Origin of the sequence: Paenibacillus sp. FSL R5-0475, from assembly GCF_038004585.1 — a bacterium.
In the GTDB taxonomy this organism is placed as follows: domain Bacteria; phylum Bacillota; class Bacilli; order Paenibacillales; family Paenibacillaceae; genus Paenibacillus_AQ.
In genome coordinates this window covers 3,255,321-3,271,726 of the sequence record NZ_JBBORK010000001.1, presented here as the reverse complement: position 1 = coordinate 3,271,726, position 16,406 = coordinate 3,255,321, and the positions used below count along the sequence as shown (strand labels likewise).

Here is a 16,406-nt window from a genome sequence, read left to right as displayed (position 1 = left end):
AAAGTAGCGGAGCGAATGGACTGATTGTGGAAAAGTGGAGTGTCCTCACCAAGGAAACTGGAGCACTGATCGATAATTAGGGAATTCCTCCCTGTAATTCTGAGATTTCTGCTCATCTGACTAATAATTAGGGAAATTCTCCCTATAATTTCGCTGATTTGTTGGCAAATACCGATATTACTCTGATTTTTAGGGAGCTTTTCCCTAATAATTCTCAAAAAAAGAAGCTGTCCCTTAAGTAGCCTTTACTACTTTTGAGACAGTTTCTTTTTTTGTCCTATTCTTCGTCAGTGCTGATTTTTTGAAGTAAGTAGCGAAGCTGCTCTACTTCCTCGCTGGTTAATTTACCAACTAGGCTCTTGTTATAATCATCTAAAATAGACTGAAGAATAGGCGAAAAATCGATTGCGTTAGGCGTTGGATACAGTAGTTGAGAGCGTCGATCATTAGGATCTGGTTTACGTTCAATATAACCCGAATCCTCTAATTGCTTCACGGAGCGTGCGGTGGTGGCTTTATCGAATTTTAGTTCAGAAGTTAGTTGATCTTGTGTAATCCCTGGTCTGGAAGTAATTAGTTTTAGAAAACTATGTTGCCCGCCACTACCTATTCCATAGGGCATGAATTTTTTTACCAATTGCTTTTGATTTTGACGATGAAAATAGGAAATCAACTTTCCTATAGGCTCTTTTTCCAAGATATAGACACCTCTTTGGGTTTATAGTTCGCGCATTTGCTACTCTGAGACAAAGTGTACAATAAAGTCGTTGCGTGCGCAACTAAATTGATGTACACTGGGTAAGTAAGTTTTGTTGCGTACGCAACTAAACGTTGATTTTATATTCAATGAGGTGTTAGTTTATGAGTTCTATTAGCGCAACCTATCAGGAAGACAAGGAAATTCAGAAGAAACGCTGGATGATTTTAATTGTTCTGAATATTTTCACCTTCATGTCCACACTTGATGGTAGTATTGTCAACATCGCTCTGCCAGAATTATCGAAACAATTGAAGCTGCCTATGGCACAAATCGAATGGGTAACCACAGGATATTTGATGGCAATTTGTGCTGCGATTCTTTTCTTCGGGAAGCTTGGAGATATTGTCGGGAAGATTCGAATCTTTAAGATTGGTACGATAGTTTTTGTTATTGGTTCTATGCTGTGTGGATTTAGTTTAAGTTTACCTGCTTTACTTGCTTCGCGTGTCATTCAGGCTATCGGAGCTTCGATGACAATGGCGAACAGCCAGGGAATCGTTACGGATATCTTTCCTGCCAATGAGCGGGGTAAAGCGCTTGGTTTCATAGGTACATTCGTGTCTCTGGGAAGTATAGCTGGCCCTAGCTTAGGTGGGATTATGGTTTCGACATTAGGCTGGGAGTATATCTTTTGGGTGAACATTCCTATTGGAGTGATCGCTATCCTGTTAGGCTGGAAGGTATTGCCTAAGGATTTAACTAGGACGAAATCTACAATAGACGTTCCGGGTAGTTTACTCTTCGCTATTTTTATCATAAGTTTGTTCGCAGGGCTTTTATTGGGACAGCAGCTCGGTTATGGCGATAGCTTAATTGTGACGTCTTTAATCGTAGCTATAGTCAGCTTCATTGCTTTCTTATGGACGGAGCTTCGCCGGAAAGAACCGCTACTGCAATTGTCATTATTTAAGAATCCGTTGTTTTCATTAAGTATTTTATGTGGGTTTCTCGTGTTTACAGCGAACTTCTGCTTTAATATCATCGCGCCGTTTTATGCACAGAATATGCTGAATCTATCGCCCTTTGAAGCGGGATTCCTGTTGATGCTGTTACCGATATGTATGGTAGTCGTAGCACCAATAAGCGGTGCTTTATCGGATAAAATCGGGTCTGAATTCCTAACTTTTGCAGGGCTGGTAGTCATGGTTATTGCTCAGTTTGGATTAGCTGAGCTTCATGAAGGAAGCTCTGTTGTGCTGGTAGGCGTGTGGATCGCTATGTTAGGAATAGGGAGTGGTCTGTTTCAGTCGCCAAATAATTCACTTGTGATGTCTAAGGTGCCTAGAACTCAGCTTGGTTCTGCGGGCAGCGTCAACTCGCTTGTTCGTAATGTGGGGATGGTCGTTGGTATTACGATAGCTACGACGATTCTCTTTCATGTGATGAGCAGTGAAGCTGGTTATCGGGTAACAGGTCTAGTTCCAGGTCGACCAGAGTTATTCATCAGTGGGATGCATGTAGTGTTCATGACTTCGGCATCCATATGCTTTGTGGCTGCACTGCTAACGGGTTGGAGAATGATTAGTGCAAGAAGCGCCAGAGTGCAGACTTCGGAAAGACCATAAGGAATAAAAGAAGAAGATCCTTCTGACGCTACGGCGTGGAAGGATCTTCTTTGTGATGATATTGAAGGGCTTTCTTAATGGCTTGCAAGTATTGATACCGATAATGATCATCCGGTTCTAAATAGGCACCCTCAGCCCACTCGTTCCAAGCGTTAATATAAATAAAATCACTTTTGAACATCTTCTTGGTCCTCTCAATTTGTCGTGACAGGTATTGACCGAATTTGTGAGGATTTGCACCTAAAGTACTTTGTCCGGCAGCACCTTTGCGTGGTGTATTATCCCAGTTAACAAATGCTCCCGGATATATAATTTCCCCATCCCTATGAGGTGTCCGTTCTAACATAGATTCCCATAATTCATCGTAATCAATGACAATATGCTTTTGATCCTCCACCTGCTTGGAACTCCATAAGTGCTTTACACCACCATGTGCGAATGTGTAGTGAGGCTCGAATTCTAGACTGGCGTCGAACCCGTGCTCTGTCTTTAGGGGGAATCCGCCCAGTGTCCGGACAAGATGAAGGCCCTTAAGTCCGTTTTGCTGTGCTAAATCACGCCAACATTGAAGCATTTCATCACACCGAGGGATGCTGGAGGATCTATAGATAATAAATACTGGTTTGCCGTCTACGCAAATATATCGTTCATCTTTGAAGGCCTCTAACAAAGCATAAAAATGCATTCGCCAATCCCGTTCTTCTCCATATTCCTGTGGCATCAAGACATCTTCTTCAGTGCCATCCCAGCTTCGTGTCCAAGGTTCGTTAGCCCAAGACAGACAAAAGGGGAAGTCAGGCTCTTTGCTGGCAAGAATCTGCTGAACCGGTTGTTCCAGAAGTCGCCTGCCATTGAACCAATAGTGATAATAACAAAAACCGTAAATGCCATGAGCTTTTGCAGTTTCTGCCTGCCATTGTTTCACATTAGAGTCCGTTAAATCGTAGTAGTTATTATTTAATGGTTTTTTCGGTTGATCATGTTCAGGATAAAGGGCTGTAGCCTTCCTGACATTTGTCCATTCTGTAAATCCCTCTCCCCACCAGGAATCGTTCTCTGCTATCTGATGAAACTGAGGCAATACAAAAGCGATGCATTTCAAGTCAAGTCACCCCCTATGGTTCCGTGAATATTTTTTTGAGAAGCAGCTTTCCCTGCTGAAGATACGAATGATTGTACTTCACTTCTTTTAGAGCACGAGTGGCCGAACTTCTCCTTGCATCACTATGAGCAATATAGTACTTGAAGCTCTCAGAGAGCTCTTTAAAGTTTTGGAAACGAATAAGGCCTTCTTCTGTGATGGGGTAACTTTGAAAATGGGGATGATCTTCCACGAACTGAAATACGCCGCAAGCAGCGACCTCCATAATTTGCTGCACAGATCCTGTGCAATTGATGATGATCCTTGCTCCATTATAATAGTTAGATATTTCTGCTTTATCGTAGGTGATGTCTATGAAATTTTTGGTGGGCTCCCACCCGCTACCAATGGTCATTATTTTGAGACCATGAAGTAGTTCCGAATGAGCTAGGGTGTCAAGAACACTATTCATTTGAAAATGGCCGAGAATGAGTACGTCACTGTGGTAACGGTTCTCGACACGTCTTGGATAATAGAGTTCTGTATCTGGAGCATAAGGGAGGTAGCACGAATGTTTCTCACGTAAACCTTGATAATAGATTAGATTAGCTATGTTCTGTGTGAAAATATAATCGAATAACAACGCTAGATTACGTTCTGTTCGGGTAAGGCAGGTCGCGTCTGCCATCCATACGGCCTTAGGAGCGTTATAAGCTTTGAGGGCAGGAATATTCTCCTCAGGGAACAGGGATTCTGATCCCAAGGCTAGTATCATATCAGGCTGATAGTGTGCTAAATATTCTTCTAGATTATGATGTAACTTAATGGCAAGCACTTCTTTGACCAGATGCCTTAGCTGATCTTTAAAAAGTCGTACATTAGGCATTTTATCACTTATCTCTGAGGGGACCAGAAGCAATACTCTTAATTGCTTTAGTTCCCGTGTTATGGTTTCCGCTCTATAAGAGTTCTCGAGAATGAGATTATGGTGTTGCGATTGATGAACTTGGCTGATGGAGACTTCGTGAGTTGAGGTCCTTTGAGGAGTGAGCCTAGTAGCTGTCTTCTTCATAATTCCTCCTGTATTCATTGGAGCCAGTCGTTCGCTCTAGCACCTAGTCTTGCTAATCATTATATGTGTAGGGGGTTCATTTGACTTTAGGTATAAGACCATTAATCTGAATCTTGAAGGAAAAAGCGGATTTAGTAAAAGATGTATATCTATCTATGACCGGATTGTCTTGTCTAACATAAGATATACTATAAAACCTGAAAGGGATGATCGTCTTGCCAACCTTCGATAATATTCTTGTTACAGGAAGTCAGACCATTCAAAATGATCTGCATGTCAACGGGAATGAGACTATCGATTCAAACTTGCAATTAAATGGTAGTCAGACTATTATGGGAAGCCTTCAGGTGAACGGCAGTCAGTCCCTGCTCGGTCATTTGGGGGTTACCGGTGAAATTAGCGGTGCAGGCACCATCAAAACTGCGACCCGTTTGATCGCGGTGAATCAGGCTTTGTCACCAGTTTCAGCACCTACGAGCCTTCAACAAGTCAGATATTTCGCTCTGGGAGTTGCAAGTCAGACAGGACTCGTGCTGAAGGGCACGGATGGAAATGACTATGTATTATTTATCGATTTGACCGGCGGAACACCTAATATTGGGATCCAGCGGGCTTAAATCTATAACATTAACATCTTCAAGCTCTGAACAATAAAAAACAGCAAGTCGCCTAGGTACGAATAGGGACTTGCTGTTTGAGGTTTCTATTAGTTCTTAAAGCTGTGAATTGGAGCAGGAATTCGTCCGCCTCGGTTGATAAAGTTGGCACAATTGAAGCCGTTAACAGCCATGACAGGCGCATATCCAAGTAGGCCGCCAAATTCAACGATTTCGCCTACATCCTTGCCAATGACAGGAATGACGCGAACAGCGGTTGTTTTGTTGTTGACCATTCCGATAGCAGCTTCATCGGCGATGATGCCAGAGATCGTCTCTTTGGTAGTACTTCCCGGAATAGCAATCATGTCCAGTCCCACAGAACATACACAGGTCATGGCTTCTAGCTTCTCAAGCGTAAGAGCACCACGCTGTACGGCTTGAATCATTCCGTGATCTTCACTAACTGGAATAAAGGCTCCACTGAGTCCGCCAACATAGGAGGAGGCCATCACGCCACCTTTTTTAACATTGTCATTTAGAATCGCCAGAGCGGCTGTTGTTCCTGGTGCACCAGCTTCTTCCAGACCCATGACTTGAAAGATCTCCGCAATGGAATCCCCAATTTCTGGTGTTGGAGCCAGAGATAAATCGATAATCCCAAAAGGCACGTTCATCCGTTTCGATGCTTCCTGCGCAACTAGTTGTCCCACACGCGTAACTTTAAACGCAGTCCGTTTGATCGTTTCACACAGGGTTTCGAAGTCCTGCCCCTTCACTTCCTCTAATGCACGCTTGATTACACCCGGGCCACTGACGCCAACGTTAATGACACATTCCCGTTCACCAACCCCATGAAAGGCTCCAGCCATAAAAGGATTGTCCTCGACAGCATTACAGAAGACAACCAGCTTAGCACAGCCGATGGAATCCCGATCCTTGGTGCGTTCCGCAGTTTGAATAATGATATCACCCATTAATTTCACAGCGTCCATATTGATTCCACTTCTGGAGGAGCCGACGTTGACGGACGAACAGACTCTTTCAGTGACTGCGAGTGCTTCTGGGATACTGTCGATTAGAATACGATCACCTTTGGTGCACCCTTTTTGTACAAGCGCAGAGAAGCCGCCAATAAAGTTAACGCCAACTTCTTTGGCAGCCTTGTCCAAAATTTCCGCTACAGGCACATACGTATCCGTCTTCACGGCACCAGCAGCAATAGCAATAGGAGTCACAGAAATCCGTTTATTAACAATGGGTACACCGAATTGTCTTTCCAGATCTTCACCTGTTTTGACGAGCTTCTCGGCGGATCTAGTGATTTTGTCGTATACGTTTTGGTTAAAAGTTCTCATATCTGTATGTGCACAATCCATGAGGCTGATCCCCATCGTTATAGTACGTACATCCAGATTCATTTCACGGATCATCTTATTCGTTTCTTGTACTTCCACCAGTGATATCATGGTCATCCTCCTAAATGCGGTGCATAATATTAAAAATATCCTCATGCTGAAGCTTGATTTCCACGCCGATCACTTCTCCGATCAAATGTAAATCCTCAACAATATCCTCAAATGCTTTAGTCGCGCCAGAAATGTCTACAATCATCATCATGTTAAAATAATCTTGTACAATCGTCTGAGAAATATCCAGAATGTTCAAATTGTGCTCGGCAAGATATGTACATACCTTGGCAATAATCCCTACTTTGTCTTTTCCTAATACAGTAATAATCCCCTTCATAAATACAGCCTCCCTTTGTATATGGTGATTACGCCGTGTAAACGGAATGAACCATTCCAATCATTATTACAAATGCTGAAGCAAGCTTCAACCAAAGGTTTTTTGTCCGTTTGATCATTTTTATATAAAGTCCTATGAATTTAAAGAAAATTCGATTGACAGTATATGAAAAATATGATGAAGTGAGAGATTGATACGATACTCTGAAGGAGTAAATATGACTACACAAAAATATAAAAATATGGTTGAAGAGCGGACCAAACAAACCCTCCAGGAATGGTCGGAACTGTCGGAAGTTAACGAGAAGGACATTTATCGTTTTTTGCATAATTTGAAAGGTACGGCAGGAACAGTGGGGTTACAAGAAGTTGAACAGTTTGCCGATGCAACGTTGCCCTATTTCATGGAAAGTAGCCTTAAGAGCTGGTCTATTGAAGAGTGGGGCGATTATTTGTATCCGCTTATTCCACTGTTTAACCAAGATTCATCGGTTTCTCTAGGTTCAGTTAAGCCGTTAGACAAAAAAGGAAATGATGTTGCACTCCCACATAATGATATTTTGCTTATTGATGATGATGTAGAATTAGTGGCTTATTTAAAAGAATCATTGGAGAAGCAGAACTATTATGTAAGCATAGCCTTATCCGCTGAACGGGGTCTCAAGATTTTTTATGAAACCAAACCGGATCTAATTCTTCTGGATATTCTTTTGCCTGATATCAGCGGAATTGAGGTCTTGAATCAAATTATCGGCAAAGCCAAAAAAGAACGTATTCCAATCATCATTATAAGTGGGGAGTACTCCAAAGCGACTCAACTGCATGCGTATAGGCTGGGCGTGATGGATTTTTTATCGAAGCCTGTAGATATTGATTTATTTCTGGCTTTGATTAAAAACCGCTTTGAGTTAAAGCGGGAGTGGCAGGAATCCATCATTGTGGATGAATTGACGGGTGCGTTTAATCGAAAACACTTTAATCAAGTGATGAAGCAGCTGATTTGCGATTTTAAGCGCACGGAACGGGTGTTTTCTTTAGCACTGATTGATCTGGACTATTTCAAAAAGATTAATGATACATATGGTCATCTAATCGGAGATGAGGTATTACAGTCCTTGTCTGAGCTTGTAAAGGGTTCGATTCGTATGGAAGATACCTTTTGCCGCTTCGGTGGAGAAGAGTTTGCTGTGTTCCTGCCAAATACGGATGCAAGTTCTGCATTGACAGTAATAAACCGTATTCAGGAGCAATTTGCTGCCACCGACTTTTTTGCGAAGAATGAAGTCTTTCATGTGACCTTCTCGAGTGGGATATCAGAGGTAACAGAAGCTGAGAATATTGCCGATAAAATTGTAGAAGAAGCAGACCAAGCTCTCTATGCCAGCAAAGATGCCGGAAGGAATCAGACTACACTCTACACGGACCATTTATCGTCGACTAAAAAGCATTCGGTTCTAAATGTAATTGTTGTGGATGATGATGCGTTGATTCGAAAAATAGTGACTCATCAGATTGATACTTGGGAGCCGGAGGATATTGCTGAGGTGAATATCAGCAGTTATGCGAATGGGCTGGATTTCTTGCAATCGGATTGGTATTCCATAGATGAGAAATATATTATTCTACTGGATGGTGTGATGCCGGATCTTGATGGCGTTGAAGTCCTGGAAAGAATTCGCAAGACGTATCCGGAAGTGAATATATTAGTGATCATGCTGACAGGGAGAAATAATCAGGCGGATATTGTACATGCCCTGCAGATGGGTGCCGATGATTATGTAGTAAAACCTGTCCATATGCCTGAGCTGTTGTCCCGAATGGAACGGTTGGCTCATAGATTTTTGTTCTAACACGAAGGGAATTGTGCGAATATGCAAAAAATAATGGTAGTGGATGATGAAGAAGTATTACGGATGTTAATCGAGGATACATTGGAAGATTTGGAGAATGTTGAGATTCACACAGCGGAGAATGGGTTGGAAGCTCTAACTAAGCTGTCTACGGATCCTTATGATTTGGTGATTCTGGATTATATGATGCCAGAAATGACAGGGATTGAAGTGCTTCAGCAGCTGGATGAGGAGAAAAAGAAAACTACAGCTATATTAATGTTAACGGCCAAAGCTCAAGATGTAGATCGAATTCGAGCAGTTGAAGCAGGTGCGCGTTACTTCATGCCGAAACCATTTAGTCCGATGGAACTCTTGCAGATTGTGGAGGGGATCCTGAGTGGTGAAGAAAAGTAACGCTAATCACAGCATCAAAAATAAATATTTCCGCATCATTGTATTAGTGTTTTCTTTAATCATTCTTATGGGAACTGTTTTTTTTATTTTCATAAACTATGAGCAAGATGAATTAAGTAGAGAACGTGAAAGTTTGCAGTATAAAGCAGACACGATCAGCGAGATGGCGAGCACGTTAAATGAGGTGTTTTTCCGAGCTAGGGGATTCACTTTGCTTAAGGACGAGAATGAATTAAAGCTCTTAAATGCAGCCTTAGTAAAATTTGATCAAATACTGGATACGTATTCTAATCTTAATTTATCCGCCGAAGAAGCCTTGTTTAGAGATGGTTTAAAATCATTTTATGTCCAGTATAAAAATAAAACCTTACCGGAAGCAATTCGGCTTGTCGAGGCTGATGATTATGCTGCTTTAAGAGTACTATCCGGAGATGGTATTACTAAATCAGTGAATGATTTTCTAACGTATACGAAAGAGTACAGACAGCGATCCGATGCAGCATTAAATACCATGGCTATGGATTATATTAAACGAGCTAACGAATTCACCTTTATCGCCTTCTTTTTTAGCACGATTATTCTACTGTTCTTTACCTTTATGATCTGGCGGATTCTTAAGAATTTGATTAATCCTATTTTGAAGCTGGAAGGGGCCACTCATTCCTTGGCTGCCGGTGAGGAAATTCTTCTCGGCAAGCTTAAGCATCAAGATGAAATTGGTCGGCTTTATAATGCATTTCTAAATATGGCCAGAAGTATTCAGGACAAAGAAGAAGAATTGATGATGCAGAATGAAGAGCTGCACGCGCAGCAAGATGAACTTCAGGATCAGCAGTATAGACTGCAACGTTCGCTTAGTGAAATAGAGAGTATGATGAAGGCACTCGATCAATCCTCAGCGGTGGGGATCCTTACAGATAAAGGAGTATTTACCTACGCGAATGATAATTTAAGTAAATATACCGGCTATAAAAATTCTGAAATTATCGGTTTTACCTATAAGTTATTTGAACTCTATAATATTTCTAGAGAACAAATGCAGAAGATCTTCAACAAATTATATACGGGCGGGGTATGGAGCAATGAACTCCAGATTCTGACTAAAGACGGATTGCCAATCTGGATGCATCTGACTGTCGTGCCGTATCTGAACAATGAGGGTGTGATTTATCAGTACATTTTTATCGCGTATGATGTCACCTCTATGAAAAGTGTACAGCTGGAGCTAGCGGAAACGCTGAAGAATACAGAACAGACCAAAAAAATGCTTGAACTTAATAATCAGCTGAATCATGACATTACATACACCTTAGATAAACATGAATTTGCAGATAAGTTTATTCAGTTCATGCATCACCTGTATTCATTTGATTCGAGTTTCTTCCTTCTTGTAAAAGATAAGATCGCGGCTGTTAAAGGGATTCCTCAGGAAAATGTAGACCGTTATCTCGATAATGAGAACAATGAAATGTTATATCGTTTGAAGACGGAAAAAACCTATCTGATTAAGCGTCTAGCTACGCAATCGGAACAGGGAATTTCTGCGAATGAGGTCTACTGTTATGATTTCTATACCACTGTTGTAAATGCAGAAGATGAGATTCTAGCTGTATTTTGCGGAACCCGGATTGGACATTCTTTCAGTAAAGAAGAGATTAATGAGGTTCAAGGAATGATGAACCGCGTAGCTCTGGCGATTGAACGTTTATTCATGTACGAAGAGATTGAACATGGGCGAAAGCTGAACCGCGATATCGTGAATAACGTAAACGAAGGCATTCAGTTCGTGAGTACAGAAGGCGTGATGCTTCAGATGAATAAGGCGCTGTGCAACATCGTTAACTATGACTGGATTGAAGGTACACTGACTCCTAGAAAAGAATGGATGGATTATTTCATCGAACGCTCGAATGAGAACCATGAGCTTCGGTCGTTTTTTGAACAGGCAATCTCTGAGGATGCTCTGGAGTCCAGCAGTATGCAATACTCCATTGGAACGGAATCCAAGAAGCATATTGATGTTTATGCGATTCCTGTTTTCCGCCGGGAGCTTAGAATTGGTACATTGTTTGTATATAGAGATATCACTAGGGAGTACGAGCTGGATCTTATGAAATCTGATCTTGTCAGTACGGTAAGTCATGAGCTGAGAACGCCATTGTCGAGTGTATTAGGATTCACGGAACTGCTATTGTCCAAAACCATGAAGCCTGAGAAGCAGCTGAAGTATTTGGAGACGATTCATAAGGAAGCGAAGCGGTTGACTGAGCTTATTAATGATTTTCTGGATCTGCAGAGAATGGAGTCAGGGAAGCAGCAGTATATCACGGAGCATGTAAATCTTAGTGAAATTGTCCTTGGGGTTATCGATCAATATAAACTTAGTAGCACACATCATGTGCTATTGGTGGATGAGGCTCTGAATGCGGAGGTAGATGTGGACAAGGATAAGATCGTCCAAGTTCTAACGAATTTGTTAAGTAATGCGATCAAGTTCTCACCCTCTAACAATGAAGTGAAGGTACTGCTGCATAATGAGCCGGATCATATTATTGTGCGTATCCAGGATAATGGTCTGGGCATTCCAAAGGATCAAATCGGACAGCTATTCCAAAAATTCAGACGAGTGGACAACAGTGCCTCCAAAAGAATTGGTGGAACAGGTCTCGGTCTTGCCATCTGTAAAGAAATTATTGAGAAACAAAAGGGAACCATCGGTATTGATTCGGTAGAGGGTGAAGGGACAACCGTTTGGTTTAGCCTTCCAATCCTTAATGCAGAAGCAAGCCGGCAGCAAGATGAGCTGAATAAATGGAATGCCGATAAAGAGCTCAAACCTAATGTAATGATTGTTGAAGATGATTATAGTCTTTCGTTGCTTTTATCAGAAGAGCTTAAAGGGAAGGGGTTCCGTGTTACCCATCACTATCATCCACAGCAAGCTTTTGATCAGGCCTTGAAAACACCATTTGTTGCGATCGTGGTTGATTTGATGCTTGGTGAAGAACTGGACGGCTGGGATTTGATCCGAATGCTAAAAGAGGATTCGAGAACAGAGAATATTCCGATTGTTATCTCTTCTGCTCTGGATCAATCAGATAAGAACCAACTGAATGATGTGATACAGAAGTATTTAACGAAGCCTTATCCGCCAGGTGAGTTATCGAATACGCTTGAAGAGATTGTGAAGATAAAGACAGGGGTAGGCGAAGTATTATTTCCCGAAAGTAAGAAGGATTTATAGTTTTTATTTATCACAATATTTTATAAATAGTATCATTTTTTATAATGAAACCGATCAAAACAGGGCAAATCATACTGTTTTGATCGGTTTTTACGTACTTTATTGATACTTTTTCAATAATTAACAATTTTTAGGTGAAAATGACTTCATTGATCGTTTACAAATATTGTGATAGCCTGATTTTATGAGGTTCTAAAAAAGGCTCAGATAAATTCAATTGAGGCACGGATCATAACCAGATTTCATGTTTAGGAGAGGTGGATATTGTTGCAACTACAGGTAACGAACAGTCCTTTTAACGAGAACCAAGTCGAGCTTCTCAATCGTCTTCTACCAACCTTAACGGAGACGCAGCAAATATGGCTTAGTGGATTTTTGTCCGCGATTGGACGTACTACGGCGGCAGCGCCAGCAGGTGCTGAACTTCAAGTGCCATCGAATACGATTGGAAACACAGAGGTTGGCACTTCCGTAACGAGCCAACCAGCAGCCTCACGGGAAGTGACCATATTATTTGGTTCGCAAACGGGGAATTGCCAGCGACTTGCGGGGAGCTTGTCCCGCAAGCTGGAAGAGCAAGGGTTTCAGGTCACACTCTCCGCGATGAACAATTTCAAACCTACAGCGCTTAAAAAGGTTGAGAATCTACTTCTATTGGTGAGTACTCATGGAGAAGGTGAACCACCTGATAATGCAAGGATTTTTCATGAATTTCTTTACAGTAAAAGAGCTCCTCAATTAGAGAACCTGCGGTTTTCAGTTCTGGCTCTGGGAGACACCTCTTATGAATTTTTCTGTCAGACGGGTAAAGAGTTCGATCAGAGGTTAGAGGAGCTTGGTGGTAAGCGCCTAAGTCCACGTGTAGATTGTGATCTCGATTATGACGATTCCGTTGCCGAATGGTTTGAAGGTGTAATTGGTGCATTAAATGCAGATTTAAATGCTCCAGCCATTGCTGCAAAAGCGGTTCAAGCCGCGGAGGACGCAGAGTCACAAGAACCTCTATATACTCGTAATAATCCTTTTAAGGCAGAGGTACTGGAGAATCTGAATTTGAACGGACGCGGTTCGGACCGGGAGACTCGCCATTTGGAACTATCGCTTGAAGGCTCTAATATACAGTTTGAACCTGGGGATGCACTGGGAGTATACCCAGAGAATCATCCTGAACTGGTGGACGCTATTATTCATACTATGGGCTGGAATCCTAATGATAAGGTTCCGTTTAATAAGAAAGGTGATGAAGGAGCCTTACGTGAGGCACTTCTGCATCATTATGAAATCACTGTATTGACCAAACCTTTGCTGGAGCAAGCGGCAAAGCTGTCTGCTTCAAACAAGCTGAGTGAGTTATTAGCTCCAGACCGTGCTCCGGAGCTTAAAGCGTATATTCAAGGACGCGATCTACTCGATTTGATCCAGGACTTCTCACCGTGGGAAGGTCCAGCCAGCAGTTTTGTGACGATTTTGCGGAAGCTTCCTGCACGGCTATATTCTATCGCTAGCAGTTATAAAGCTAACCCGGATGAGGTTCATCTAACCGTCAGAGCTGTACGTTATGAGGCTCATGGTAGGGAACGTTACGGAGTCTGCTCAGTGCATTGCGCAGAAAGAGTAGAGCCGGGAGATACATTGCCTATTTACATTCAGCATAATCCTAACTTTAAGCTGCCGACTAATCCGGAAGCACCGATCATCATGATCGGACCAGGCACAGGTGTTGCACCATTCCGCTCTTTCCTAGAGGAACGTGGGGAGCTGGGAGCGGAAGGAAAATCTTGGCTGTTCTATGGGGATCGGCATTTTGTAACTGATTTCCTGTATCAGACTGATTGGCAGAGAATGCTAAAGGATGGCGTTCTAAGCAAGCTGGATGTCGCCTTCTCACGTGATACCGAAGAGAAAGTATATGTACAACATCGCATTTTACAAAAGAGTCGTGAGGTTTATGAATGGCTGCAAGAAGGTGCTCATATCTACGTTTGCGGTGACGAGAAGTACATGGCGCATGATGTTCATTCTGCACTGCTTACGATAATTCAGAGTGAGGGCGGACTGAGCCCTGAAGCGGCAGCGGCTTATCTGGAAGATATGCAACAGAAGCAGCGTTACCAGCGTGATGTCTATTAATGGATAGATGGAGTTATCGAATGACTTCGGGGGGAGATAACAACAATGGCAAACAATGAGAAGGTTAAGCCGATCGGCGGGCCTCCAAGTGATGTTGAGCATATTAAATCGGAGAGTAACTATCTGCGGGGTGCATTAGTTGAGACACTAAGCAATCCGATTACGGGTGGTCTACCTGAAGATGATAATCGGCTGCTTAAATTTCACGGAAGCTATATGCAGGATGACAGAGATTTGCGCAATGAACGGGAACGTCAGAAGCTGGAGCCAGCATTCCAGTTTATGCTCCGCGTAGTTGCCCCAGGTGGTGTAGCTACACCGGAACAATGGCTGGTGATGGATGATCTGGCACAGAAGTATGGTAACGGAACCTTACGTCTGACTACAAGACAGGCATTTCAAATGCATGGCGTTCTCAAATGGAACTTAAAAAAGACCATCCGAAGCATCAATGATACGCTAATGACAACCCTTGCAGCTTGTGGGGATGTCAACCGTAACGTAATGAGCAATCCGAATCCTTATCAATCTGAGGTGCATGCAGAAGTCTATGAATGGGCGCGCAAAGTTAGTGATCATCTATCCCCACGTACTCCTGCTTACCATGAAATTTGGCTAGACGGTGAAAAGGTAGTGGATAGTTTAGGAGATCGGGCAGAAGTTGAACCGATCTATGGTCCGGTATATTTACCGCGTAAATTCAAGATTGGTCTTGCGGTGCCCCCTTCAAATGACGTAGATGTGTTCTCGCAGGATCTAGGCTTCATCGCTATTCTTGAGAATGATAAGCTGGTAGGGTTCAACGTTTCTGTAGGCGGCGGTATGGGAATGACGCATGGCGATACCAGCACGTATCCTCAGCTTGGCCGTATCATTGGTTTTTGCCGTCCTGATCAATTGATTGATGTAGCGGAGAAGACAGTAACGATTCAGCGAGACTATGGAAATCGTTCTGTCCGCAAAAATGCACGGTTCAAGTATACGATTGACCGCCACGGTCTGGAATGGTTTGTCGATGAGCTGCATGAAAGACTCGGATGGCAGCTTGAGGCGGCACGTGAGTACCATTTCGACCATAATGGAGACCGCTATGGCTGGGTGAAGGGTACCAATGGAAAATGGAATTTGACGCTTTATATCCAAAGCGGACGGATTCATGACCAAGAAGGGTACACATTGATGACTGGACTGCGGGAAATTGCCAAGATTCATACCGGGGATTTCCGGCTTACGCCGAATCAGAATTTAACGATTGCTAACGTAACCACTGCCAAAAAGCGAAAATTGGCTGAGCTGGCTAAACAGCATGGACTTACGGACGGAGCTCATCTGTCTGCGCTACGACGCAGTTCGATGTCTTGTGTGGCGCTACCAACCTGCGGACTTGCAATGGCTGAAGCAGAACGTTATTTGCCTTCGTTGATTGATAAGCTAGAGCTTGTCCTTGATGAAGCTGGTCTACGCGATGAGGAAATCGTGATCCGGATGACAGGCTGTCCTAATGGGTGTGCAAGACCGGCACTAGGCGAAATCTCGTTTATTGGTAAAGGTCCAGGCAGATATAATATGTACTTGGGAGCAGGTTTTACGGGAGATCGCTTGAACAAAATGTATAAAGAAAACATAGATGAAAAAGAAATTCTGGAGACGCTGGAGCCAATTCTTCATCGTTATTCAAAAGAACGTCTGCATAGCGAGCATTTTGGAGATTTCGTGATCCGTGCAGGTTATGTCAAAGCGGTTTCGTCAGGTCTTAATTTTCATGACTAATCTAATTTAGACTGAAATGGGTGTCCCAGAGCCTGCATTATGGCTGCTGGGACACCTCTTTGTTGGTTGGCCTTACCTAGAATAAGGGGAGTTTTTTAGTTTCAGACAGGAATAAATATTTTTTTTGCTTAATGATTTGGATTTCTCGTGTTTTTCTTTCATAATATAAAGGGGAAACTAAATACAAAAGAAGA

At 42.6% G+C, this 16,406-nt stretch carries 12 protein-coding genes; 7 read left to right on the top strand and 5 right to left on the bottom strand.

Translation table 11 applies throughout. The features are described from left to right. Window positions 1–277 precede the first annotated feature (277 nt). The gene (locus MKX41_RS14685; protein ID WP_340971434.1) at window positions 278–697 is read right to left on the bottom strand and encodes a MarR family winged helix-turn-helix transcriptional regulator; all 420 of its coding nucleotides are present in this window, start codon (window positions 695–697) and stop codon (window positions 278–280) included. Between the two features lie 164 nt (window positions 698–861). On the opposite strand from MKX41_RS14685, the gene MKX41_RS14680 reads away from it, so the two are divergent. Next, window positions 862–2,325: an MFS transporter gene (locus MKX41_RS14680; protein WP_149646877.1), complete on the top strand. Its 1,464-nt coding sequence runs from the start codon at window positions 862–864 to the stop codon at window positions 2,323–2,325. A gap of 28 nt (window positions 2,326–2,353) precedes the next feature. On the opposite strand, the gene MKX41_RS14675 is transcribed toward MKX41_RS14680, so the two are convergent. Continuing rightward, window positions 2,354–3,427: a glycosyltransferase WbsX family protein gene (locus MKX41_RS14675; RefSeq protein ID WP_340971430.1), complete on the bottom strand. Its 1,074-nt coding sequence runs from the start codon at window positions 3,425–3,427 to the stop codon at window positions 2,354–2,356. Between the two features lie 13 nt (window positions 3,428–3,440). Next, window positions 3,441–4,478: a glycosyltransferase family protein gene (locus MKX41_RS14670; RefSeq protein ID WP_340971428.1), complete on the bottom strand. Its 1,038-nt coding sequence runs from the start codon at window positions 4,476–4,478 to the stop codon at window positions 3,441–3,443. Between the two features lie 206 nt (window positions 4,479–4,684). Between MKX41_RS14670 and MKX41_RS14665 the strand changes: the two genes are divergently transcribed. Continuing rightward, the gene (locus MKX41_RS14665; RefSeq protein ID WP_340971426.1) at window positions 4,685–5,095 is read left to right on the top strand and encodes a hypothetical protein; all 411 of its coding nucleotides are present in this window, start codon (window positions 4,685–4,687) and stop codon (window positions 5,093–5,095) included. An 89-nt stretch (window positions 5,096–5,184) separates the two neighbouring features. Here MKX41_RS14665 and MKX41_RS14660 read toward each other — a convergent pair whose 3' ends face one another. Beyond that, on the bottom strand, window positions 5,185–6,540 hold the full coding sequence (locus MKX41_RS14660) for a PFL family protein (RefSeq protein WP_256716384.1): 1,356 nt from the start codon (window positions 6,538–6,540) through the stop codon (window positions 5,185–5,187). 13 nt (window positions 6,541–6,553) lie between these two features. Then, the gene (locus tag MKX41_RS14655) at window positions 6,554–6,823 is read right to left on the bottom strand and encodes an ACT domain-containing protein (protein ID WP_340971424.1); all 270 of its coding nucleotides are present in this window, start codon (window positions 6,821–6,823) and stop codon (window positions 6,554–6,556) included. Window positions 6,824–7,040: 217 nt separating this feature from the next. Between MKX41_RS14655 and MKX41_RS14650 the strand changes: the two genes are divergently transcribed. The 5 genes from MKX41_RS14650 (at window position 7,041) to cysI (ending at window position 16,212) form a co-directional block, all read left to right on the top strand. Further along, complete coding sequence (locus MKX41_RS14650; protein WP_042189978.1) at window positions 7,041–8,672, top strand: diguanylate cyclase; 1,632 nt, start codon at window positions 7,041–7,043, stop codon at window positions 8,670–8,672. A 21-nt stretch (window positions 8,673–8,693) separates the two neighbouring features. Next, window positions 8,694–9,068 (top strand): response regulator transcription factor, encoded by a 375-nt coding sequence (locus tag MKX41_RS14645; protein ID WP_076284629.1) that lies wholly within the window; start codon window positions 8,694–8,696, stop codon window positions 9,066–9,068. After that, window positions 9,055–12,312, top strand: a complete 3,258-nt coding sequence (locus MKX41_RS14640; RefSeq protein ID WP_340971420.1) for an ATP-binding protein — start codon at window positions 9,055–9,057, stop codon at window positions 12,310–12,312. Before MKX41_RS14645 ends, MKX41_RS14640 begins: the two co-directional genes overlap by 14 nt. 267 nt (window positions 12,313–12,579) lie before the next feature. Next, the gene (locus tag MKX41_RS14635; RefSeq protein WP_340974924.1) at window positions 12,580–14,442 is read left to right on the top strand and encodes an assimilatory sulfite reductase (NADPH) flavoprotein subunit; all 1,863 of its coding nucleotides are present in this window, start codon (window positions 12,580–12,582) and stop codon (window positions 14,440–14,442) included. Between the two features lie 45 nt (window positions 14,443–14,487). Beyond that, entirely contained in the window at window positions 14,488–16,212 is a 1,725-nt protein-coding gene (gene cysI, locus MKX41_RS14630) for an assimilatory sulfite reductase (NADPH) hemoprotein subunit (protein ID WP_340971418.1), read from the top strand. The last annotated feature ends 194 nt before the right edge of the window (window positions 16,213–16,406 follow it).

Excerpts from the sequence above, each read along its gene's own strand:
- MKX41_RS14650 (WP_042189978.1), top strand. The coding sequence starts at position 7,041 with ATGACTACACAAAAATATAAAAATATGGTTGAAGAGCGGACCAAACAA.
- cysI (WP_340971418.1), top strand. The coding sequence starts at position 14,488 with ATGGCAAACAATGAGAAGGTTAAGCCGATCGGCGGGCCTCCAAGTGAT.
- MKX41_RS14670 (WP_340971428.1), bottom strand. The coding sequence starts at position 4,478 with ATGAAGAAGACAGCTACTAGGCTCACTCCTCAAAGGACCTCAACTCAC.
- MKX41_RS14645 (WP_076284629.1), top strand. The coding sequence starts at position 8,694 with ATGCAAAAAATAATGGTAGTGGATGATGAAGAAGTATTACGGATGTTA.
- MKX41_RS14665 (WP_340971426.1), top strand. The coding sequence starts at position 4,685 with ATGATCGTCTTGCCAACCTTCGATAATATTCTTGTTACAGGAAGTCAG.
- MKX41_RS14680 (WP_149646877.1), top strand. The coding sequence starts at position 862 with ATGAGTTCTATTAGCGCAACCTATCAGGAAGACAAGGAAATTCAGAAG.
- MKX41_RS14655 (WP_340971424.1), bottom strand. The coding sequence starts at position 6,823 with ATGAAGGGGATTATTACTGTATTAGGAAAAGACAAAGTAGGGATTATT.